Origin of the sequence: Lysinibacter cavernae (assembly GCF_011758565.1) — a bacterium.
In the GTDB taxonomy this organism is placed as follows: domain Bacteria; phylum Actinomycetota; class Actinomycetes; order Actinomycetales; family Microbacteriaceae; genus Lysinibacter; species Lysinibacter cavernae.
The window spans coordinates 1,284,079-1,305,276 of record NZ_JAAMOX010000001.1; the positions used below are offsets into that span (position 1 = coordinate 1,284,079).

A 21,198-nucleotide genomic window follows, 5' to 3' on the forward strand; every position below is an offset into this window, starting at 1 on the left:
GGGCAAGGATACGCCTGTCGCACGAAGATTGGGAGGGGTTGAGGTGGGGTCCTGCGTGTGGTGTGCATCGTTGTTAGCCAGGTTCATCCACGGTGCGGCTCTGCGCACCACGACACGGCTGTTGCGCTGATCGAACGCACCGAGGTCCCATCTGCCGCTATGACCACGTAGCTCGTTGCCGCATCTGCTGCGCTCGGCTCACCAGGAACACGAGGCTCAAGTCGGACGGCCGCAAATTGCCCGTTTGCCGATGGACAGACGGCGGCTATCCGTAGGGCTTCATCCGCGGGCGTGTAAACGATCTGCCCAGCCCCGTTCACAACCCGATTGTCAATGCTCTCGAGCGCAGTCCCCGCCGGCCCACGGGTTTCGGGTGGAGCCTCCGTTGTTCTGGGTTTCGCATCCGGCACTGCGTCCTCTGAACTCGCGACTCGCTCGGCCGCGAGCGTGTTCGTCGTTGAGATTCCCCATCGCTCGGGGACAGCAGAGCTATCCGCTGCTACGGGCGTCACATCAAATTCAAGCCGGGCTTCAACCGGGTCAAAGACCAACGCCGACACCCAGCCCCGAACAGGAAGCCGCACTGTGTTCGGCGGCGAGCCATCGAGGGGTGCGATGATCAACGCGCTTCCCCCTTCTGGTGACGGCGAGACGATGGCGGCGGCGGCAGTTCCGAGGTCGAGTAAGGCCGTGATCTCAGCGCCGGGGTCTGGCACGAGTGAACGGATAACGGTTTCGGCTCGAACGTCATGAGCGGATGTTTGAAGAATGTCTATCCCGCCATCGCCCGGCTGGGCGAACAGCAGATTTCCGTCTGCCGTCGTGACGCTTGCGGCCCAGTCGGCAGTTGCTGGAGTCGAGACCCCGCGAACGCCGGCGGCCACAATCCGATACTCCTGCCGGAACCGAAGCAACTGGGTCAGCTCGATTACCAACGTTGAGCCCTCGACGCTCGCACGAAACTCAGCTGGAGGATCAAGGACAACGCCCTCCGCTGAGGAATCAGAAAGCGCCTGGTTGCCGGTGAGTAGGATGCGCTGTCCCTGCAGCTGCGTCAGGGCCTCGGAATCGAAGCTAATGCCCTGCTGTTGCGGCCCTCGCGACATCGAGGTTGCCCCTGCCACCATCGTCAACAGCAGCAACGCACCAACAACGGCCGCGACCGTACGCGAAAAACTACTCATATTCGTAGGGCTCCTGAGGCTCTTCGATCATTTCGATCGCTGTTGGTGAAACGACGAGGGCGGTGAGGCTTGAGCCGCCCGGGTTCGCAACCAGCGTCCCCTGCACGGTCACCCAATCGCCGTCAGCGAGCGGTTCCCACTGGGCGCCAGCCTGCCAGCCCGGCGCACGGACCGGCACCCCAACCGGTTGCGCATCAACGGCGCAGCACGCGATCACAAAGCGAGTGACAAAGAGGATGTTGTTGTCGTTGGCGTCTGCGGTCACAAAGCCGGTCACCACAACCGGTTCACCAACGAGCGACCGCACGTCTGTCGTGTGACGGATGAGCGACCCGAGCTCGTGTGTGTTCAGCGAGGCTACGGCTCCGGGTTCGACGGCCATGGACGATTTCCCAGTGGCGCTTCCGCCGCCAGCGAGGCCGTCGACTGTCGTTCGGGTGCTGAGCGTTGCCGGCGGAACAACGAGCATTCCCGCGGCGACAACAACGCAGGTCAGGATGCCGATCGTGCGTCCGGCAGCGGCTAGCCAAGTTCGTGCGCCGGAATCGGTCTGATGTTCGTGATCGTGATCGTGTTCGTGGCCATCCTCGCCCGTACTCGCGGCGTTCCTCCCGAATCTCAGTATGACGGCGAGCATCCCGACCACAACCCCGATACCGGCCATGGCCGACGCAAACACCGTGTAGCGGGGGTGGATATAGAGTTGCAGCTGCCCGGTGCCCGCGAGGGTTACGATGCTTCCGCACACCACGAGGAGCAGCAAAACCAGCCCCCATTCGCGAGGCTTCCACACTGGGCGCGAAGCACGGGAACGCTTAGGCAACACTGTTGATCACCAGCCCGACGCATGCCGCCCCAAGCGCGGCAAGCCCAGTCATCAGCAGCAGCGCTTTGGCGGTAAACGTGGTTTTGAGCAGAGCAAGCATCTTGATGTCGATCATGGCTCCAAACACAAGGAACACGGCAAGCCCGCCAGGCAAGAAGGTTGAGCCGAACGACAGTGCAAAAAAGGCATCAACGTTTGAGCACACCGCGATACAGAAAGCGAGCACGAGCATCACGAGCACCGAGAGCACCGGATGCCCACCAACAGCGGCGAGGGCTTGCTGCGGCACAAATGCCTGAATGGCCCCGGCGATAGTTGCGCCGATGATCACTGCCGGCAGCATGATTCCACACTCAGCGGTGAACTGCGAGATTGCGCGCCTCCAGCGGTTACGACCAATGAGCGGCGGCGTTCCTACCTCGCAGCGCGCAGCGAACGATGGGACAAGAAGCGTTTCTGGATTGGCATGCTTGCTCAAGACCCAACCGATGAGGTTTGCGATCAGAAAGCCGCCGACGATTCGGCCGATGAGGATTCCCCCGTCCCAGCCAAACGCCTGATACGTCGTGACGATGACGATGGGATTCAGAATGGGTGCGGCAAGGAGAAACGTCGCGGATTCCGGCACCGTGAGCCCCTTGAGCATCAGCCCCCTCGCAAGCGGAACGTTGCCACATTCGCAAACGGGGAAGAGCATCCCAACGAGCGAGAGCACCGCCCTTCGCTGGACGGGTCGCTTTGGCAGGATGCGGTGGATAAGCGAGTCGGGCACCCAATTTTGGATGCCAACCGATACGAGCACGCCGAGGACAACAAAGGGCACCGATTCGTAGACCACGCTCAGGGTGAGGGTGAGCAGGTCGCCGAGGATTGGGCTCACATTCATCGCGCGCTACGCGACGAACGAGTTGGGCACGTATTCATTGGTTCCTTCAAGAATCAGCAGCATTAACGATAATGATTCTCACATAGAATAAGCCTCGGCGCACAACGGCTCGCTCAATTGGTCACGAGCGATGCGCAGGGGTATCCTAGTACCTGGCCCACTCTCGATCGGAGTTCTTTTCGTATGTCCTCTCGCGGATCTTCTTTTGTCTCGACCGAGGGAGACGGAACCGACGGGGCGATTGCAGGACGGGCCGACAGCGAATCCCTTCGCGACAAAATCACTCGATATTACTCACTGACCAAGCCAGGCGTTCTCTACGGCAACGTACTCACCGCGGCGGCAGGATTCCTCCTCGCAAGCCGAGGTTCGGTCGACACGCTCCTCTTCCTCATCCTCGTCATCGGCACAACGCTGGTCATCGCATCGGCAACCGTACTCAACAACGTGCTCGACCGCGATATTGACCAAGAGATGGAGCGCACCAAAAAACGGGCAACCGTTACCGGCCGCATCGGCGCCCGAAACGCAACAATCTTCTCGATCATCCTTGGCGTCACCGGCATGGCAATGCTCATCCTCTGGACCAATTGGCTCGTCGTCGCGGTTGGTCTTGGCGGATTCATCACCTACGTTGTGCTCTACGGCATGCTGTCGAAGCGCATGTCGATTCACGGCACACTTGTTGGCAGCATTTCCGGAGCCGCCCCGATCCTCGCCGGCTATGTAGGTGTTACCGGCAGCATCGACGCCGCTGCCATCATTGCGTTCCTTGCCATGTTCTTCTGGCAGATGCCCGAGTTCTTCTCGATTTCTATCTACCGTCACGACGAATACGAACGCGCGGGCGTTCCCGTCATCTCGGTGGTTCGCGGCATCCAGCACACAAAGATTCAAATCTTTGTATACACGGTCCTGTTTGTTGTAAGCACCCTACTCCTCCAGCCGTTTGGCTACGTTGGATGGGTCTACACGGCCGTCATGGGAGCACTTGGCGTCTACTGGATCGCGATTGGCATCGTTGGACTCAGCCCCTCAAGCAAAGAAGCCGACGAGCACTGGGCACGCAAGATGTTCCGCTTTTCGCTCGTCATGGTACTCGCACTGTGCCTGATGGTCTCCATCGGGCCAATACTCCCCTAACTCCACGCAACCGTCGCAGCCCTGCTGAGGGCGATATGCGGGCAACGCAGACCTCCATTGAGGGCAACGCATACACAAGTCGCGGCGTGCTCGCGCTTTTTGCGTTCCGGCGCACGCAAACGCGCGCGCCGGAACGTCGATCACCCATGCCCGCGATGGGATCACGCAGCAGCCTCACCACCACAGGACAATCAGCCGACCGCCACCACGCGGCACCGAGCACTGAGCACTGAGCACTGAGCAAGTCAACGCTTAATCTGCTAACGTTTCCATCGAGAGATGCTGCACAATGCACCATGAGCTAGCGGTGGCGTTCTCCGCAGCCCAAGACCCCTACAACTTGGGCAGCGTGAAGCGACGGTGATCCCTATCATCGAAGCTCTGCGTGCTGGGCGTCCGAGCCCATGCGAAGGCGCCCAGCACACTGCAGCCCCGTCAAATGACGGAGCCCGGCGCGCGCCCGTGGCACTTTCCTCGGCTACCGCGCCGCCACCCTGCGAAGACACCGCTGCCCTCCCGGTAGAATCAGCGAGTGGTTACACACCCCAAGTCAACAGGCATCGCCATTCTCGGACCCGTTTCCGTCATCACTCACGACGACATACGCCGCCCGCTCGTTGGCGAGCTGTCACGGCGCCTTCTTGTTGCCCTCGGCACAAGCAAAACACCCGTCTCCGCGACGAATCTCAGCGACGATCTGTGGGACGAAAACCCTCCTGCCAACCCGAAGGCAGCCCTGCAGACGCTCGTATCGCGAGTCCGCTCGCAACTTCCAGACAACGCCATCCAGCTCACGACAGCAGGTTACCGGCTGGGAAGCGATCGGCAGCACGACTCAAGCGATCTGTCGATCGCGCAGGACGAGCTCGCGCAGAGCAGGGCAAGCGCTCACGAGGGTAACTGGGACCAGTCAGTCTCCCAAGCCGAGCGCGCACTCTCGCGGTGGTACGGCGAGCCTGCCGCCGACCTGGGAGACGGCCAACTCGCCGAGCGCTTTCGCCGCCAGGCCGGCGACCTGTGGGAGGCGCTTGCGCTGGCAAAGGCAACTGGATGCGTGCGTCTCGGTCGATTCGACGAGGCCGTCGCCGTCCTGACCGAACTCAGCCGACGAAACCCACTCAACGAGCAATATCACATTGCGCTGGCCGCAGCCCAGGCGAAAGCCGGACACCGAACGGATGCCCTGCTCACCTTCGCGGAGTTCCGAGAAACACTTGCCCATCAGCTTGGCGCCTCGCCAACCAGCGAGTTTGTGCAGCTCAACGCCGAGTTGATGAGGGATGACGCTCCCCCAACTCCCGCGACCGCAATGGCAGTCGCTGACCCGATCCCAGCCCAAACGGCAGCACGTGGGATAACCCGCGGCATCCGCTACAGCGCAGAACCGCTCATCGGAAGGTCGCTCGATGTTGAGCGCGTGCTCGTGAGCCTGACCGAACATCGACTCACGACTATCCTCGGCCCTGGCGGCCTCGGCAAAACCAGTCTCGCCCACGCCGTAGCTCATGAGGCTGCAACGCGCGTCCCCGCGATCCCCGCCGTCTCTGTCGCGGAGCTCGCGGGCATCTCCTCGCCTGAGGATGTTGGCCTCATGCTGGCGACGGCGCTTGGCATCCACGAGACCAGTACCGCATCACGGCGAGCCGACGCGATTGCCAGGCTCGACCTCCGCAGCCGCATCGTGGCGGCCTTGAGCGAGCGGCCAACGCTGCTTGTTATTGACAACTGCGAGCATGTCATCGATTCGGCCGCAGCATGGGCGAACGACCTCCTCGGTGCCGTATCCGATTTGACCCTGCTCACGACAAGCCGGTCACCGCTCGCCATTCCCGGCGAGGCGGTGTACGAGCTTGCAACGCTCTCGACCGTGCCAACCGGGGAGCCTGGGACAGCGGTTCCTTCGACCACCCGCTTGGGACCCGCCGTTGAGCTATTCCGCGAACGGGCCCGCGCCGTCCGGCCCGGTGCCGCGCTCCCGATTGATGTTGTGTCGCGCCTGTGTGATCGCCTCGATGGATTGCCACTCGCCATCGAATTGGCGGCCGCGAGAGTACGCTCACTTTCTGTTGACGATATCGAGCAGCGCATCGGCGACCGCTTTGCCCTGCTTGGCGCTGGCGGCAATCGAAGTGCACCGCTGCGCCACCGCACGCTACAAGCGGTCATCGAATGGAGCTGGAATTTGCTCGGCGACAACGAGCGTGATCTCCTCACACGGGTGTCGCTCTTTGCGGACGGCTTCACGCTCGAAGCCGCAGAGGCCGTTGCCATCGCAACGCCTGGTGGACAGGGCGATATAGCGGCCGAAGTTGACGCGCTGGTCCAGCAATCGCTTGTGCGAGTGGTCGAGGAACCATCGACTGGCACCGTCCGGTATCGGATGCTCGAAACCATCCGTGAGTTTGGAGCACGCGCCCTCGCCTCCGCAGGCCAAACCGGATCGGTGCAGCAGCGCATGCTCGACTGGGCAAGGGACTATGCCACGGCAACCGCACCCCTGACCGAGGGCGCCCAGCAGCTGCGCGGCTTTCGGCTTGTGGAGGCCGAGCAAGAGAACCTCGTCGCGGCGCTGCGGTCCTCGCTCGAACTCGGGCGTCAAGACACCACGCTTGAAGTATTCTCGTTACTCAGCCTCTTTTGGGCACGACGGGGAGCCTACTCAGAAATGGGGAGTTTTATTGGCGAGGTTGAGGCCGCGGTCAGGGACTACAACGTTCCTCCCCAGCATGCCAACGCCGCTGGCGTTGTGCTTGGCATGGCGGTCGTTGCCTCGTCATTCACCGACCTGCGGAGCACCGTCAGGATCAGGAAGCGCCTCCTCCTACTCACGGCATCAGGACACGTCACTGACCACCGGGTCTTAGCGATGACCCGCCTTGCGCGAGCGATGGGCAGCAGCAGTCGCATCGACGCGACGCTCGCCGAGCTTCGTCTGGCTCCTGAACGCTCCGTTGCCGGGTTGGCGCTCATGCTGAGCGGGCAGAACGCCGAAAACGGCGGCGATTTGACTGCGGCAATCGCCTATACGAGCGAGGCGTATCAGCTGGCGGTTGCGGAGCAGGACCGGTGGTCCCAGTCATCGGCAGCACTCGCCCTCGCGCAGTTCAACAGCCAGACGGCGCATCCAGCTGAGGCCGTTCGTTGGGGAGAAATCGCGCGAGCAGGCCTCATCGATATCGGCGCAAACGACGACCTTCGGCAGCTTGAGTGGCTCATCGCTATTAACGAGGCGGCAATCGGTAACACCGATCGAGCCGCCACGATCTATGCGGCCTTTGTTGACCAAGACTCACCGCAGGCGCCAAACACTGAATTCCAGTCCATCGGATGGACCGGCCTCGCAGAGATTGCGCTCGCCGAGGGAAGAACAGACGACGGCCTTTCCCAGTACGCACGAGCAGTCGGCGTCTTCGACCGTCCGTCAGAGCGCGCATCGCCGTGGTCGTTGCTCGCAACCAGCGGCTGCGTCGCCGCCCACGTCTATGCTGGCAAGGCATACGAACCAGCGACGTCGGTCTTGGTTGATCGGCTACGGTTCAGGCTCATCGCTTCGTACCGGAGGCGGGCACTCTACACGGATAAGCCGGTTGCAGGTGCCGTCAGCATCGGCATCGCGGCGTACGCCCTCACTCGCCCTGACCTTCGTATGATCGGGCTTGAACTCACGGCCCTTGCCGAGGCTGTCAACTCTCGGCAAGACCAGCCGACGCTCAACCGTTCCCGCCTCTGGGAGCTTGCCGCGCAGCACAGCACCTTGGATGAGCGGGAATCGGCCCGCCGACTGGCATCCGCGCTGCCAATGGACGACCGAGTCACGCGAATCTCCGACCTGCTCATCGGCTCTGCGTGGAAGAACCACCGAACGAAATAACGCGGACCAGGCAAGGGGCAGCAACAGCACGCATCCCGCCCCGGTGATCCGGGACGGGATGCGGAGACCTGCGAGAGATCCCGATGGCTCAGGCCTTGCGCATGTAGGCCCGAACGGTGAGCGGCGCGAAGATGGCGACCACGACGGCTGCTCCAACGAGTGACCAAACAAGGTCGGCACCAATTGCGCCGTTATTCAGAATCTCGCGCACCGCGGTCACAAGATGCGAGACCGGGTTGACGTTAACAAACCCCTGCAGCCAGGTTGGCAGCGTGTCGACTGGCACAAAGGCGTTCGAAAGAAACGTGAGCGGAAAGAGCACGATCATCGAGATGCCCTGCACGCTGCTGGCAGAGCGGGCAATCACGCCAAAAAATGCGAAGATCCAGCTAATGGCCCACGCGCAGACGATTACGAGCAGCGCGGCCACGATGACCGCTCCAATACCGCCGGCCGGGCGAAAGCCCATGATGAATCCCATCACAAACGTCAGTGTCGTGGCGATTGTGTACCTGACGGTATCGGCGAGCAGCGCACCGGCAAGCGGCGAAATCCGAGCGATCGGTAGCGAACGGAACCGATCAAAAACGCCCTTATCCATGTCCTCGCGCAACTGAGTACCGGTCACAACCGAGGTGGTGATGACGGTCTGAACCAGGATGCCTGGAATGATGACTGGCAAGTAGCTCGCAACGTCTCCAGAGATGGCGCCACCGAAGATGTAGGTGAACATCAGGGTAAAAATGATGGGCTGCAGCGTGACGTCAAACAGTTGTTCTGGTGTGCGCTTGATCTTCAGCAGGCCCCTGTAGGCCATCGAAAATGATTGGCGAATCGTTTCACCAACCGTTACACGGTTCTTGAGTTGGCGCTGGGCGCCGGGGATGATGGTTGCGGTGCTCATGAGAGGCTCCCTGCTGGTTCTGGCTGGCGAGAAGCGTCAGAGGATTCGGTTGGGTTCGAGTCGGGGCCGCCAGCGGCATCCTCTCCCGTTCCGTGCCCGGTAATTGCGAGGAAGACCTCATCAAGGGTCGGCTTTTGCACGCTCATTTCCGAGAGTACGATGCCGTCGTCACGCAGCCGCACGAGCAGGTCGGTCACCCGGTCAGGGCGGTCCATCGGGGCCGTGATGCGCCCCGCCTCCGGCGAGATAACGGCATCGACTCCAAGCACCGCGAAGATTGCCCGCTGGGCCGCAGCCAGGTCAGCACTGTTTTCGAGTCGGAGCTGGAGGGCGGACGAACCAACGGATGCCTTGAGCGTGTCGGCCGTGCCCTCTGCGACTACCTTGCCGGTATCGATCACCGCAATCCGGTCGGCAAGCTGGTCGGCTTCGTCGAGGTACTGCGTGGTGAGCAGCACGGTTGACCCGGTCGAGACAAGGCGGCGGATGGTGTCCCACATCTGTGAGCGCGTGCGTGGGTCGAGACCCGTGGTTGGCTCGTCGAGGAAGATGAGCGGTGGCTGCGAAATAAGGCTTGCGGCAAGATCTAGTCGGCGGCGCATACCGCCGGAAAAGTTCTTGAGTGGGCGCTTCGCGGCGGCGGTCAGTCCAAATTCTTCGAGCAGCTCGTTCGATTTGCGCTTTGCGTCGGCGCGACTGAGACCGTTGAGCCGCGAGAAAAGCACGAGGTTTTCGGTTGCGCTGAGGGTTTCGTCAACCGAGGCGTACTGCCCCGTCACACCGATAAGTTGCCGCACAATTTGTGCGTCTTTCTGCACGTCGTGGCCAAAGATTGTTGCCGAGCCGGCGTCTGGCTTGAGCAGCGTTGCAAGCATGCTGATGGTTGTGGTCTTGCCGGCACCGTTTGGGCCAAGCACGCCATAGACCGTTCCGGTCTTGACTCGGAGGTCGACCCCGTCGACGGCCCGGTTTGAACCGAACGTTTTCACGAGCCCGTGGGCCTCGACGGCCCACTCTGAACTGGTGTTCACTGGAATTCCTTTCTTACGGAATGTGTGAACCCAATCCTCCACCGCGCAACTTACACGGCGCTGTCTCTTCGCTTACACCGCTTACGCAGCACCAACACGTGCCGCTTTTCCGCGAGTAACCCACGGAGCGGTTGCTCGATTAACCCTGAGAAAACGGGCGCGGTCCGCCGAAGGAGACGGGGTAGCGTTCCTTCAGCGTTCGGAGGTGCACCCAGGATTCCATTTTGTTGACCCCGACGAGCCCCCTGATGGTGTCAAGCCGTGCGCTCAGCGCGTCAACCGTTTCGGCGGTGACGGTCAGGAGCACGTCAAACCGCCCGATAACCCTCGCCAGAAATTCGATCCCTGGCTGCTCACTCAGCGCAGCAATGGTGCTTGCGCCGTCGCCTGAGACGTTCAGGCCGATGCCTGCGGCTGCCCTCCCGATGAGCGAGCGGTTGGAAACGACGGCCCCGATGCTCACGAGATTTCGCTCGAGCAAGAGGTTGAGTCGTTTCTTGACGGCACCTGGCGAAATGTGCACAACATCGGAAAGGCTTTGGTAGCTCGCTCGACCGTCAACCTGCAGAAGCTGGACAATCGTGCGGTCAATGTCATCCACGCGTTCGGGCTTCACCATTGCACCCCTCGGGAGCAGCGCTTCGCCGATAACTTCAATGTAGAGCTGCGTATTGAGGGCGACAACACCCGGAAATTCCCGGATGGTTGCGAGGACAGAATAGAGCTCATTTTGATCGGCTACCCGCAGGTCGAGCACCATGTCGTGGTTGCCGCTCGTGACGGATGCAAACACCGTCGAGTCGAGTCCAGCGAGCCGCTGCCGCAATCCGTCGTCGCTGACAGATGTCTCAACGGAGACGTGGGCAAACTGGCGAATGCCAAGAAATTCTGGGTTCCAACCGGCGATGACGGTGACCGTGCCTGATTCGAAGAGCGCCTCGAGCCTGTTCGTGATAACGGCCCTCGGCCGCTCAAGGATTCTCGACATCTCACTGTGCGACATTCGCGCGTCGGTCTGCAGGAGGTCAATGAGCTGCTCATCAATTGGTTTGGTCACGGTGTCCTCAGTAGGGGGCGCCGGTGGGCCAGTTCCCAGCGACGTTATTGATACCGCATAAGAATAACGCAGAACCGAGCCTTTTGCCCGCCTGATAGTCACGATTACGCACGGACTCAGCACATTCGTGCGCATTCCTAACGCAACTGCGGCAATAAGCGCCCGGCTTGAGCAGTCGACACATCGCACACGGTTGAACGTCATGGCGGCCCGCTCACGCTTGTCAACCCACTTGCCGAAGGCAAAACGGGGTCGTAGCGTAGGCCGCATCCTCGTCGCATACCGCAACCGACAGGATCGGCATTTCCACGCAGGAAATCAAAAAACCACACGGGAGTGCGGCCGCTCACAGCCCACAAAACGGACCGATACGACGAGGAACATATTGCTCGTTTCTCGACGACCCAGCGAGGCTCGCTCCCCCCTTGAAAACAAACAGGAGTTATGTACGCTCACGGCCTAGTATGGAACCGCGTGACTCACGGATAACTGCATCTCGCAGCATATGCTGGCATCTCAGAGCCAAGCGAGTCCGCAACTTTTCGCACAGCACGATGTACGCGCAAGAGGATCCCCCACCCATGATTGACACCACAGCAACGCCAGGTATCGGCCTCAACCGGCTTTGGGCACCAGACGTTCCCGTTCGCCCTGGCCCCCGGCCTCGCATCACGCTTGAGGGAATAACGAGTGCGGCTATCTCAATCGCCAGGTCGCAGGGCATTGCCGGCGTTTCGATGCCTGAAATCGCAAGCATCCTTGGCTGCTCAAAAATGGCTCTCTACCGGCACATCACCGATAAGGGAGACCTCGTTTCAGCAATGGTTGATGCTGCCTTTAGCGAAACCCCACCAGCACTTCGCGAACCGTTTGACTGGCGGGCGCAGTTCACGGCAGTTTGGGACTACCTCATCACCATCTACACCCGAGAAATCTGGATTGCCGACCTCCCGTCCGACACCAATCTCCTGACGCCAAACCACCTCAGCTGGCTCGAATCATCGCTCGCGATGTTCGCGCATTCGCAGCTCGCCGCCGCCGACCAGCTCACACTGATGCAGTTTGTCTCGAATGCCGCAAAAGGAGAGGCACTCCGCCAACTCGGCGAGCAAAAAAGCGGCCACCAGTTTGAGCTCTGGGTTCGTGACAGTGACGACGTCCTCGCCCCAGCGGTGACCCGCGAGCGATTCCCACTCCTCACCGCCGCAACCACCGGCGCGACGGCCGACGCCGAGCCGAAGAACGCGTTTATTCTCGAGATGATCCTTAGCGTCGTCGGTTCCCATTTTGCGGCTTTGTCGGCGGGAGAGCCCAGCGTCGAGGCATCAAACCACGAGCCAACCGCAGCGTCCGCAGCGGCACCGCTCGACAATGCGTCGGCCGAATAATACCCAGGCCAAGCCTCATAATCAAGGGCCTCCCCCGCTCCACCGAACTCATCTAGGTTGGGTACTGCGACAGACCGGTGCCGCATCGCCCAACTGCGCACGCACGCTTCACAAGCACGTGCGCAAGGGCGAGCTCAGCGTTTGAGACACGTTCAAGGAGGAATGATGTTGGTGCGTCACACCGCAACGGATTATCTCGAGGTAACAGACATCGGCGGAGGCGACTGGCGGGTGTGTGACAATCGCATTCCCGCATCCAATGCACAGAGCGTTCTTGGCCTCATCTCCCACGTTGAGGACCACTACGAGGTCATCGCGATGAACCACCCGTCAGAAAGCACAGATTTTCCGTCGTTTACGGAAGCGGTGAACTCACTCAGGCCTGCGCCCTCGCCACTGCTCTGACGGCGGGCAGCCGTTATTCGGGTGAGCGATCCTCCGATGATCGGCCGTTATGAAAGGGCCGAACCTCGACGGTGAGGCCGGTCGCTGTAGCCGCCCGGCCAGCCCAGCGGATAACGGTATCCCTATCGTCAGAACGCACAATCCACAGCCCGCCAAGGTGAATTTCGCCCTGACGAAATGGGCCATGTGCAATCTCAACACCCCCGTCAAAGGAACGGACCACCGTTGCGGTACTTGGCGGCTGCAGCCCATCCGTAAAGACAAACCCTCCGGATGCGGTGATCTCTTCGTTGAGGAGTTGTAACTCAGACATGATGGTTTCAAGACGCCCGCTCGCGGGGGCGGGTCCGTCTGGCTGGAAGATGCTCAGTAGGTACGTGTTCACGATGGAGTTCCCTTCGCCGCTCATGGTTCCACCCTACGCTTGAGCATCTGGATGTCCTACCCCCGTGGCAGACTGAACGCATGTTTGATACCTGGCCCATCCGAAGCATCGAGGCCCTCCCCGAGCACAAGAACGACGCGTCCGGCTGGCCCGCCTCGCTGCCTCCCGTCAGACACCTCCTCAAACACGGCATCACCCTCGGCCAGTGCACGGTACTTATTGGCGAAAATGGCTCCGGAAAATCAACCATTATCGAAGGCATCGCGCGCGCATACGGGCTTTCGCCAGAGGGCGGCTCCACCATGGCGCGGCACAGCACACGCCCAACGGAGTCGGCGCTTGGCGACATGATTCGGCTCACAAGAAACGGTGGCGCAAGCAAACGCGGATACTTCTTGCGAGCAGAGACGACGCACGGGTTTTTCACGTATCTCGAAGAGAACCCCGGCGGTCCTGAGCCCGCGTTTCACGAGATGTCGCACGGCGAGTCATTTCTCGAACTCGTCGTTGACCGCTTCACCGGCAAGGGGCTCTGGGTGCTCGACGAGCCAGAGTCGGCACTGTCATTCAGCGGATGCCTCGCTCTGGTCGGCATCCTGTCAGACCTCGTCAGGGCCGGCGGCTCGCAGGTCATCCTGTCGACCCATTCTCCGGTGCTCGCGGCGCTGCCAGGGGCCGATATTCTTGAGGTCGGTGAATGGGGCCTTCGCCAGACCGAGTGGCGAGACCTCGACGTCGTCAATAACCTTGCGTCGTTTCTCGACGAGCCCCAACGATACCTCCGCCACCTCTAGCACCAGCAAGGTCACCGCTCATGCAGCCCACATCGCGCCCGGCCCCCTCACACCGCGCGGCACTGCCGCCGCTGTTTACCAGCTTTTCGCGCGAGGTACTGGGCCCGTCCGGCCACACCGTCGCAGACCCGGTAGCCGAACCAGAAAGCGCCGAATACGGTGCCGTCAGGCTCGTGCTCAATGCACGGCCCACCCTCTTCCGGGTAGCCAAGACAACACCAACGAAGGTTGGCCAGTTTGTGACGGTATGGGCCCGCAGCGAGGAGGGGCCCATCCGACCATTTGACCAGACTGACGGAATCACAACCCTCATCGTGCTGGTTGCCACCCCTCGGAGCACCGAGCGCGGGCTCTTTGTCTTTCCGGCGGCAGCGCTCATTGCGCGCGGAGTCTTCGCTCAGGGCGGCACCGGCGGCAAACGCGCCTTTCGCATGTACCCGCCGTGGACCGCCACGACCAATGCCAGTGGGCTCACTGCTCAGCGATGGCAGGCCGCCTATTTTGTATCACTTTGGCCGGAATCTGAGCATTCGTTGGGCAGCAAGGCCGACACGAGCCGCCTCAGCCAGCTCATCCTGGCCTAGGCAATTTACCGCCCCAAGTTGACACGGGATAATCCATACCCTAGGTTGATTAGTGAGCTAGTCAACCAGATAACTAACCAGCGAGGTCATATGCTTCACGAAGAGCTGCCGCTTTTTCAACAGATCGCGGAACAGATCGCCGAACGTATTCTCAACGGCTCCTACCCAGAAGAGTCGCAGGTCCCGTCAAAAAACGAGCTCGCCGCGTTCTATCGCATCAACCCCACAACTGCAGCAAATGGGGTCAACATGTTGGCGGAACAGGGCATCCTCTACAAAAAACGAGGCATCGGCATGTTCGTCTCACCTGGTGCCCAAGACCTGCTGCGTGCACAGCGCAGGTCGGGATTCACCCAGCAGTACGTCACCCCGATGCTTCACGAGGCCAAGAACCTCGGCATCCAAGTACCAGAACTTCTCTCCCTCATCAGCAAGGAAGCAAGCCATGACCAATAGCATCTCGCTCAACAGCGTTGGGCGCACGTTCAAGGGAACAGTCGCGCTCGACAACGTGAGCTTCACCGTTCCCGAAAACACCATCTGCGGTCTCCTCGGCCGAAACGGAGCCGGCAAAACCACCATCATGTCACTCGTCGCCGGGCACGACCGCCCAGACTCAGGCACCGCTCGAATCGGCGACAGCAACCCCTTCAACGACCAAAAGACGCTCGAGAAGCTGTGCTTTATCCGAGATAACCAACGCTACCCAGACAATTACCGACTCAAGCACGTCCTTCGCGTCGCTCCCGAGTTCTTTCCCAACTGGGATCACCAGCTTGCGGCCGACATCATCCGCGACTTCCGCATCCCGGCAAAGCAAGACATCGCAAAGTTCTCACGAGGCCAGCTTTCGGCGGTCGCCATCCTCATCGGGCTCGCCTGCCGCGCCCCCATCACGCTCTTTGATGAGCCCTACCTCGGGCTCGATGCCACGGCAAGACACCTGTTCTACGACTATCTCATCCGCGACTTCAGCGAGCACCCGCGTACCATCCTGATGTCGACGCACCTGATCGACGAAATGGAATCGCTGCTTGAGCAGGTCATCATCGTTGACCAGGGCCGCATCCTTGTCGACTCAGACGTTGACACGATCAAAGGCTCGGCCACAACGGTTTCGGGCCTCACGGCCGACCTCGACGCGTTCCTCGTCGGGCGGCACGTCATCAGCCGACGCAGCATTGGCGGGCTATCGACCGCGCTTATCCACGAGTCAGTGAGCGCGCCGATTCGAGCAGAACACCCACTCATTCATTTTGAGTCACCGTCGCTTCAAGACGTTGTGGCTGCCTATGGCGAAGCCGATACCTCACTGGCGTTCGCCGCCACCAATACCTCAGGAGAATCCCGATGAGCACCACAACCTCAGTTCTCAAACTGCAGTTCGCCAAGCGCGACCTCGCGTTCCTCACACCACTTGCCACCATCCTCCTGACACTCGTGCTGACGGCGATCATCGCGTTTATCCTGCAGCGCGCAGGGCTCGACCCGAACTCGGAAGGCTACGAATTTGGGGCCAGACAAAACGCGGGAATGATGTACGCACTCCCCGGATTCCTCATCTACATGGGGGTTCAATCCGTTGGTACCACCTTCCCCTTTGCCATGTCGCTCGGAACGGCACGACGCAATTTTGTTCAGGGAACCGCACTCACCTTTGTTGGTCTCTCGCTCTACGTGACGGGCATCATGACGGTCCTGCTTGCCCTTGAGAAACTGACCGATCACTGGTTTGCCAACATCTATGCCATCGATGTGTATGTGCTCGGCGCTGGCGACTTCGGCCTGCTCATCCCGATCACGTTTTTCGCGACGCTTGCTTGCCTGAGCATCGGTGGAGCTTTTGGCGCCGTCTACGTTCGATTCCGCAACAAGGGCCCCATCGTCATGGGGCTCAGCATCGGCATTGTGCTCGCCGCCGCTGCTCTCCTCCTTGTTCCCTACTTCGGCGACATCGTCGAAAGCTTCAATCGATGGTGGGGCGTGCTGATCGCCGTCGCGATCTGTGGAGGCTCGCTCATCGCAATGCGGCTAGCGCTTGGGCGGGCATCCGTTCGCTAACAGATTCACCCCAGTCGTCGACCGATGACTGCCGTAGCCTCAAGAGACTCGTCACGGAGCACGCTCGGGCTCAGGCCCCCGGCCCTCATCATCTCGAGGGTTTCGGGGGCCTGACGCGCGCTCGTCTCGACGAGCAGGATTCCGCCGGGCGCAAGCCAGGTCGCTGCCTCACCGATGATCCTCCGCTGGAGGGCAAGCCCATCAGGTCCGCCGTCAAGCGTTGAGTGCGGTTCGTGCAGTCGGGCCTCAGGCGGCATGAGCCGAATTTCATCCGTTGGTACGTACGGGGCGTTCGCCGTGATAATCGCCACGCTGCCATGAATTTCGTTGCGAATCTGCAGCGGGATCGCATCGAAGAGGTCTCCTTCTCCGACCCATCCGCCAAGCGGCTCCACGTTGCGTTTTGCCCATTCGACGGCAACGGGATCATTATCAACCGCAAGCATCCTGACATTCGGATGCCGGCGCAGCAGAGCGGCGGCAATCGCACCAGACCCGCTGCACACATCAATCACCGTCACGAGCGCCTCGGTGTCATGGTCTGCGGCTACATGCTTTGCAGATGCGGCGGGGCTCGAACGCCGAACCAGGATTTCGACCACCTCGCGAGAAGCCTCACGTAAGAGCAGTTCGGTTCGACGACGCGGCACAAAGACGCCGGGGCCGAGGCGAACGCGATGGCCGTCAAACGCAGCCCAGCCGAGCAGCGGCTCAAGCGGAAGCCCCGCCATTCGCTGGCGAATCAGATGGTCAAGCGCATCGTCTGATGCTGCCGCCTCCATGAGCAGCGCCGCCTCATCCTCCGCATACACACAACCGGCAGCGCGCAGCTGCCGCACGACGTCATTGACCTGGGTATTGCGTGTCTCGCTCGTACTCTGCACCTTTGACTCGGTTGATGTAGCGTGTTGTGCGACTGTCCGCTAATGCAACGGAAGCCGTGCCGTCCTGATGCGGTGCGCGTTGACCGCCAGGGTAGGTGTGAATCGTACACCCGCAACCCTAACGGACTGACAGGTTGAGCATCCACCCCCAATCAGCACAACAACAATTGCGGACAGGTAGACGTTTCAGCGAGCGACATGGCATGTGGGAGTGACGGCATTGACCCAGAGGTCGGCGCCAACCAGCACCGATACACTCACAGCAGGAGCCCCCCGTGAACGATGATCCCCAGCAAATCGACCAAGTCTTACGCGCGAGCGACCCGGCATATACGGCCCTCGAATCCAAACAGGTTCTCGATGGCGTCTCGGCACTTGCACGAGAGGCGAGCTATTCGAACCCCGCGGCCCCCGTCGCGTTGACGCGGCGACGCCCTCGGCCAGTGATCGTCCTCTCCGCCGTTGTTGGCATAGCCGCTCTCGGGGCGACGGCCGCCTACACCGGCCCACTCATCGGTGCGTTATTCGCGCCGGAACCAACGGTGCGCTTCACCGCACGCGTCCCGCTCGAAGGCGACCTTATTGACCAAACCTGCAGTGTTGTCATTGACCTCGTTTCGACGCCGTTGTTCAACGCAGAAACCACTGATGACGGCTACACCCCTCCTGAGGATCCCGACGGCACCCGCTACGTCGAGGGTGACGGCGGCGGCGGTTACCTGGTCCCTTTTGAGCAGGGTAGCTATTCCGACCAGGAGTTTTCCGAAGCCGTTCGATTTGTGACCGAGCGGGACTGGTCGGAGGCCTGGCACAACAGGTTCACGGTCCCAGCGATTGTTGGGCACAACGATCGTAGTGAGGTCGATACACACAGCTGGAGTTCGCTAGAGGCCTCAGCGAGAGTTGAGATGACCGCCTTTGCGATCGATGATGCCCTCCGTGCGGCGGGCCTCAACACAAACGGTTCCGTCACCATCGTGTTTAACGCAAGCTGCACGGCCGCCGAATGAGCCTCGAGCAGCAGTCCGGCGTTTCAGCACGGCCAACCAACATTCGAGATGTTTTCCCTCCGGCCACGCCCACGATAGAAGACCTCGCGCAACAACACGCTCCCGATCTGCTCACCTACTTTGTGCGCCGCATCCAGGTCCCCGCCGACGCCGCAGAACTCCTCAACGACACGCTCGTTGCGATCTGGCGCGCAGAAGGCCGTCTCCCCAAAGACGCTGAACAGGCACGCATGTGGATGTTTGGCGTTGCCAAACGTGTGTTGAAACGCCACTACAGAACCGGAGCCCGTCACGAACGCATCCTGTCGCGCGCTGAGGCCTCGCTCACGGCTTCCCTCGAACCGGAACTCTCTCTCGCTGAACAGGCAGAATCTCACGCCTTTGTGCGAGAAATGGTCGATTCGTTGCCCCAACGGCAGCGTGAACTCGTCAAGCTCGTGCACTGGGACGGGTTCTCGATTGTCGAGGCAGCCCAGCATCTCGGTATTTCGGCCTCAACCGCACGGACACACGCACAACGGGCAAAAGCCCAACTTGCGGTCTTACTCGGGAGCGAGTTCGAGACGGAAGGCGAGTAGCAGCGGCCAGCGCGGCGGGTGGGTGGCGGCGATTAGCCGAGGCCAGATCGGGCAACCACAACGGCGATCTGCGTGCGGTTCTTGAGGCCCCATTTTGTTTTGATCGATGATTGAAAGGATTTGATCGTCGACTCGGCAACATAGAAGGTGGCCGCAAGCTCGGCATCGCTCGGACCGTCAACAAGCGCGATGGCGACTTCGCGTTCCCGGTCGGTCAGCATCTGGATCTTCTCTATGGCGTCACGGCGTGCCTGCACACTCACCGAGTTCTGCACCCATCGGCGGAGATGCCCCGCACTCCGCGCCGAGAATGCGGCTTCACCGGCCGCGACGTGACGAACCGCGTCAATGATGCCGGCGGGAGACTCCTCCTTGAGCAAAAACCCTGAGGCCCCAGCCGCGATCGCGTTGGGAACGCCACCGTCGTCGTCAAATGCCGTCATCATCAGGAACCACGGGAGGTGCGGCATCCCCTGAGCAAGCTGGACGGCGGTCACGCCGTCAACCGTTGGCATTCGAACGTCCATCAGCACAACGTCGGGTCGAAGCTGCGCGATGAGCGTGTTCACTTGCGAGCCGTCGCTCCCCTGCCCCACGACCTCAAGGTCGCTGGCAGAACTCAAGATTGCCGCAACGCCTTGGCGAGCAAGGGTGTCGTCGTCTACGATCAACACACGGACCGTTGATGGGGGAACCGGCGCGTTGCCGGTCTGATCCTGCTGAATACTCACCCTGTCATTCTATGGCGCGACGAGGACTCCAAATTATCCCTCTGTGCGTGGCGCGGGAACCCACGGGAGCCAGGCCGTGACCGTGAAGGTTCCGTCCAGAGCCCGCTCTGCCGACAACGAACCGCCAACAAGCTGGGCGCGCTCGCGCATCCCGACGATACCGTGCCCGCCACCTTCTGAGGATGCCTGGCCGTGCGTGAGCAGCGGGTTCACAATTTTCAGTGAAAGCCCCGTGCCTGAACCGCCCCGAACCTCAACAAGGACGTCGCCTCCTGGAGCATGCCGACGCGCGTTCGACAGGCCTTCCTGCACGATTCGGAAGCACGCGTGAGCAACCTCTGGATCGCAGGTCAGCGGATCGGTGACAAAAAGCGTCGACCTCACCCGGTCATTTTGGGCGTGTGCCTCCTCGATGAGCGTGCCAATATCGGCAAGGGTCGTTCCACCACCGCGAACCGCGCCAAGCTCGGGATTGCGCAAGACTTCAATCACGTGGCGCAGGTCATCAAGCGAGTTTTGGGCGGATTCGCGCACGACCTTCGCCGCAGCGGCGGCCTCCGGGTTCTCCTGCGGAACGGTCAGCTCGAGGGCGCCGGCGTGCAGCGATAAGGCAGAAAGCCGAGACGCGAGGGTGTCGTGAATCTCACGAGCAACTTCTTGCCGCTCACGCTCACGCGACACCTCGGTGTGCAGCACCGCGACGTTGCGGGCTGTGGCGTCGGACTGGTGTCGAACATCGCTCAGCTCTGCCGTCGTCCGACGCACAAAGCCGACCGAAAGTGTTGGCACCATGAGTACGGCAGCAATGAGCGGGATGAGCCACCCGATGACGCTCCGAAATTGATCCCAGCCGTCGGCATCCGTGAGGAGCTGTCCAAGGAGTCCAGCCGGGCCGCACGCAATATCCCAGATAACGGAAAGAAGCGTCGCGACATAGGCGACGCCGATAAGTATCCAGACATGTCGACCGCGACGTGCCGCGATAAGCGCGGTCAGCGCAATGAGGCCTGGGAACGGCGAGGAAGGAAATAGCAGCGGTATCCCAAGGAGCACGATCGTCACAGCCAACGGCATCCGGTGTCGCCAGAACAGCAACAGGGAGCTTCCAAGCAGAATGATCGTGCCAAAGCCGGCCCAGGTGATCATGAATGCGGGATGATCTGCTTTGGGCGAGTTCCACAAACCGACCGGCAAAAGTGAGCACAGCATGCTGAACAGGACAAGAAACAGGCTCAGTGAAAACGAACCGATCCGCCGCCAGACCCTTCTAGCTTGTGACTCTCGGCTGGGATGGGGTCGCTGATCGCCGCGGTACCCACCCATCGGGGGCACACCAACGGGTGGCGGCGGAGCTGCAAACGACATACTTGCAAGCTTAGGCGTGAGCGAACGTGCTCTCATCCCACGTTCGGTTGTTCTGCTTGGAACGCCTACCCACCTTTTGGTCAGGTCATACCGGACGGATGGACGATGTGA

The 21,198-nt window shown here is 61.1% G+C and carries 21 protein-coding genes; 11 read left to right on the forward strand and 10 right to left on the reverse strand.

The features are described 5' to 3' along the window. Window positions 1-83: 83 nt before the first annotated feature. The 3 genes from FHX76_RS05785 to FHX76_RS05795 are packed head-to-tail and all read right to left on the reverse strand — an operon-like array spanning window position 84 to window position 2,896. Window positions 84-1,184, reverse strand: coding sequence for a hypothetical protein (locus tag FHX76_RS05785; protein WP_167148793.1), 1,101 nt, complete (start codon window positions 1,182-1,184; stop codon window positions 84-86). After that, the gene (locus FHX76_RS05790) at window positions 1,177-2,007 is read right to left on the reverse strand and encodes a TIGR03943 family putative permease subunit (protein ID WP_167148795.1); all 831 of its coding nucleotides are present in this window, start codon (window positions 2,005-2,007) and stop codon (window positions 1,177-1,179) included. The genes FHX76_RS05785 and FHX76_RS05790 overlap by 8 nt, the downstream gene beginning before the upstream one ends. Continuing rightward, window positions 2,000-2,896 carry a permease gene (locus FHX76_RS05795; protein ID WP_167148798.1) on the reverse strand — a complete coding sequence of 299 codons (897 nt, stop codon included), beginning with the start codon at window positions 2,894-2,896 and terminating at the stop codon, window positions 2,000-2,002. Before FHX76_RS05795 ends, FHX76_RS05790 begins: the two co-directional genes overlap by 8 nt. 183 nt (window positions 2,897-3,079) lie before the next feature. Between FHX76_RS05795 and cyoE the strand changes: the two genes are divergently transcribed. After that, entirely contained in the window at window positions 3,080-4,039 is a 960-nt protein-coding gene (gene cyoE / locus FHX76_RS05800) for a heme o synthase (protein ID WP_167148800.1), read from the forward strand. Window positions 4,040-4,571: 532 nt separating this feature from the next. Then, complete coding sequence (locus tag FHX76_RS05805; RefSeq protein ID WP_167148802.1) at window positions 4,572-7,910, forward strand: BTAD domain-containing putative transcriptional regulator; 3,339 nt, start codon at window positions 4,572-4,574, stop codon at window positions 7,908-7,910. 88 nt (window positions 7,911-7,998) lie between these two features. Here FHX76_RS05805 and FHX76_RS05810 read toward each other — a convergent pair whose 3' ends face one another. The 3 genes from FHX76_RS05810 to FHX76_RS05820 all read right to left on the reverse strand — a co-directional run bounded on the left by FHX76_RS05810 (window position 7,999) and on the right by FHX76_RS05820 (window position 10,902). Continuing rightward, the gene (locus FHX76_RS05810; protein ID WP_167148804.1) at window positions 7,999-8,814 is read right to left on the reverse strand and encodes an ABC transporter permease; all 816 of its coding nucleotides are present in this window, start codon (window positions 8,812-8,814) and stop codon (window positions 7,999-8,001) included. Then, a complete protein-coding gene (locus FHX76_RS05815) occupies window positions 8,811-9,845 on the reverse strand; it encodes an ATP-binding cassette domain-containing protein (protein ID WP_167148807.1) in 1,035 nt (344 codons plus the stop codon). Before FHX76_RS05815 ends, FHX76_RS05810 begins: the two co-directional genes overlap by 4 nt. Window positions 9,846-9,984: 139 nt before the next feature. Then, complete coding sequence (locus FHX76_RS05820) at window positions 9,985-10,902, reverse strand: AsnC family transcriptional regulator (RefSeq protein ID WP_167148809.1); 918 nt, start codon at window positions 10,900-10,902, stop codon at window positions 9,985-9,987. A 581-nt stretch (window positions 10,903-11,483) separates the two neighbouring features. On the opposite strand from FHX76_RS05820, the gene FHX76_RS05825 reads away from it, so the two are divergent. Further along, window positions 11,484-12,290 (forward strand): TetR/AcrR family transcriptional regulator, encoded by an 807-nt coding sequence (locus tag FHX76_RS05825; protein WP_167148811.1) that lies wholly within the window; start codon window positions 11,484-11,486, stop codon window positions 12,288-12,290. A gap of 162 nt (window positions 12,291-12,452) precedes the next feature. Beyond that, window positions 12,453-12,695, forward strand: coding sequence for a hypothetical protein (locus FHX76_RS05830; protein ID WP_167148813.1), 243 nt, complete (start codon window positions 12,453-12,455; stop codon window positions 12,693-12,695). A 13-nt stretch (window positions 12,696-12,708) separates the two neighbouring features. On the opposite strand, the gene FHX76_RS05835 is transcribed toward FHX76_RS05830, so the two are convergent. Then, window positions 12,709-13,104, reverse strand: a complete 396-nt coding sequence (locus FHX76_RS05835; protein WP_167148814.1) for a YciI family protein — start codon at window positions 13,102-13,104, stop codon at window positions 12,709-12,711. Window positions 13,105-13,160: 56 nt separating this feature from the next. Between FHX76_RS05835 and FHX76_RS05840 the strand changes: the two genes are divergently transcribed. The 5 genes from FHX76_RS05840 (at window position 13,161) to FHX76_RS05860 (ending at window position 16,519) form a co-directional block, all read left to right on the forward strand. Next, the gene (locus FHX76_RS05840; protein ID WP_167148817.1) at window positions 13,161-13,874 is read left to right on the forward strand and encodes an AAA family ATPase; all 714 of its coding nucleotides are present in this window, start codon (window positions 13,161-13,163) and stop codon (window positions 13,872-13,874) included. 20 nt (window positions 13,875-13,894) lie between these two features. Then, window positions 13,895-14,458, forward strand: coding sequence for a MepB family protein (locus FHX76_RS05845; RefSeq protein WP_167148819.1), 564 nt, complete (start codon window positions 13,895-13,897; stop codon window positions 14,456-14,458). Between the two features lie 90 nt (window positions 14,459-14,548). Then, window positions 14,549-14,914, forward strand: a complete 366-nt coding sequence (locus tag FHX76_RS05850) for a GntR family transcriptional regulator (protein WP_167148821.1) — start codon at window positions 14,549-14,551, stop codon at window positions 14,912-14,914. Further along, the gene (locus FHX76_RS05855) at window positions 14,904-15,812 is read left to right on the forward strand and encodes an ATP-binding cassette domain-containing protein (protein ID WP_167148823.1); all 909 of its coding nucleotides are present in this window, start codon (window positions 14,904-14,906) and stop codon (window positions 15,810-15,812) included. The genes FHX76_RS05850 and FHX76_RS05855 overlap by 11 nt, the downstream gene beginning before the upstream one ends. Beyond that, entirely contained in the window at window positions 15,809-16,519 is a 711-nt protein-coding gene (locus FHX76_RS05860) for a hypothetical protein (RefSeq protein ID WP_167148825.1), read from the forward strand. The genes FHX76_RS05855 and FHX76_RS05860 overlap by 4 nt, the downstream gene beginning before the upstream one ends. A gap of 5 nt (window positions 16,520-16,524) precedes the next feature. Here FHX76_RS05860 and FHX76_RS05865 read toward each other — a convergent pair whose 3' ends face one another. Beyond that, window positions 16,525-17,403 carry a putative protein N(5)-glutamine methyltransferase gene (locus FHX76_RS05865; RefSeq protein ID WP_167148828.1) on the reverse strand — a complete coding sequence of 293 codons (879 nt, stop codon included), beginning with the start codon at window positions 17,401-17,403 and terminating at the stop codon, window positions 16,525-16,527. Window positions 17,404-17,678: 275 nt separating this feature from the next. On the opposite strand from FHX76_RS05865, the gene FHX76_RS05870 reads away from it, so the two are divergent. Further along, window positions 17,679-18,413, forward strand: a complete 735-nt coding sequence (locus FHX76_RS05870; protein ID WP_167148830.1) for a hypothetical protein — start codon at window positions 17,679-17,681, stop codon at window positions 18,411-18,413. Then, complete coding sequence (locus FHX76_RS05875) at window positions 18,410-18,991, forward strand: RNA polymerase sigma factor (protein ID WP_167148832.1); 582 nt, start codon at window positions 18,410-18,412, stop codon at window positions 18,989-18,991. The genes FHX76_RS05870 and FHX76_RS05875 overlap by 4 nt, the downstream gene beginning before the upstream one ends. 32 nt (window positions 18,992-19,023) lie before the next feature. Here FHX76_RS05875 and FHX76_RS05880 read toward each other — a convergent pair whose 3' ends face one another. Both FHX76_RS05880 and FHX76_RS05885 read right to left on the reverse strand, forming a co-directional pair. Further along, window positions 19,024-19,722, reverse strand: a complete 699-nt coding sequence (locus tag FHX76_RS05880; protein ID WP_167148834.1) for a response regulator — start codon at window positions 19,720-19,722, stop codon at window positions 19,024-19,026. Window positions 19,723-19,755: 33 nt separating this feature from the next. Next, a complete protein-coding gene (locus FHX76_RS05885) occupies window positions 19,756-20,868 on the reverse strand; it encodes a sensor histidine kinase (RefSeq protein ID WP_167148836.1) in 1,113 nt (370 codons plus the stop codon). Window positions 20,869-21,198 lie beyond the last annotated feature (330 nt).

Excerpts from the sequence above, each read along its gene's own strand:
- FHX76_RS05875 (WP_167148832.1), top strand. The coding sequence starts at position 18,410 with ATGAGCCTCGAGCAGCAGTCCGGCGTTTCAGCACGGCCAACCAACATT.
- FHX76_RS05855 (WP_167148823.1), top strand. The coding sequence starts at position 14,904 with ATGACCAATAGCATCTCGCTCAACAGCGTTGGGCGCACGTTCAAGGGA.
- FHX76_RS05885 (WP_167148836.1), bottom strand. The coding sequence starts at position 20,868 with ATGATCACCTGGGCCGGCTTTGGCACGATCATTCTGCTTGGAAGCTCC.
- FHX76_RS05830 (WP_167148813.1), top strand. The coding sequence starts at position 12,453 with ATGATGTTGGTGCGTCACACCGCAACGGATTATCTCGAGGTAACAGAC.
- FHX76_RS05835 (WP_167148814.1), bottom strand. The coding sequence starts at position 13,104 with ATGAGCGGCGAAGGGAACTCCATCGTGAACACGTACCTACTGAGCATC.
- cyoE (WP_167148800.1), top strand. The coding sequence starts at position 3,080 with ATGTCCTCTCGCGGATCTTCTTTTGTCTCGACCGAGGGAGACGGAACC.
- FHX76_RS05845 (WP_167148819.1), top strand. The coding sequence starts at position 13,895 with ATGCAGCCCACATCGCGCCCGGCCCCCTCACACCGCGCGGCACTGCCG.
- FHX76_RS05785 (WP_167148793.1), bottom strand. The coding sequence starts at position 1,184 with ATGAGTAGTTTTTCGCGTACGGTCGCGGCCGTTGTTGGTGCGTTGCTG.
- FHX76_RS05810 (WP_167148804.1), bottom strand. The coding sequence starts at position 8,814 with ATGAGCACCGCAACCATCATCCCCGGCGCCCAGCGCCAACTCAAGAAC.
- FHX76_RS05860 (WP_167148825.1), top strand. The coding sequence starts at position 15,809 with ATGAGCACCACAACCTCAGTTCTCAAACTGCAGTTCGCCAAGCGCGAC.
- FHX76_RS05825 (WP_167148811.1), top strand. The coding sequence starts at position 11,484 with ATGATTGACACCACAGCAACGCCAGGTATCGGCCTCAACCGGCTTTGG.
- FHX76_RS05850 (WP_167148821.1), top strand. The coding sequence starts at position 14,549 with ATGCTTCACGAAGAGCTGCCGCTTTTTCAACAGATCGCGGAACAGATC.
- FHX76_RS05795 (WP_167148798.1), bottom strand. The coding sequence starts at position 2,896 with ATGAATGTGAGCCCAATCCTCGGCGACCTGCTCACCCTCACCCTGAGC.
- FHX76_RS05840 (WP_167148817.1), top strand. The coding sequence starts at position 13,161 with ATGTTTGATACCTGGCCCATCCGAAGCATCGAGGCCCTCCCCGAGCAC.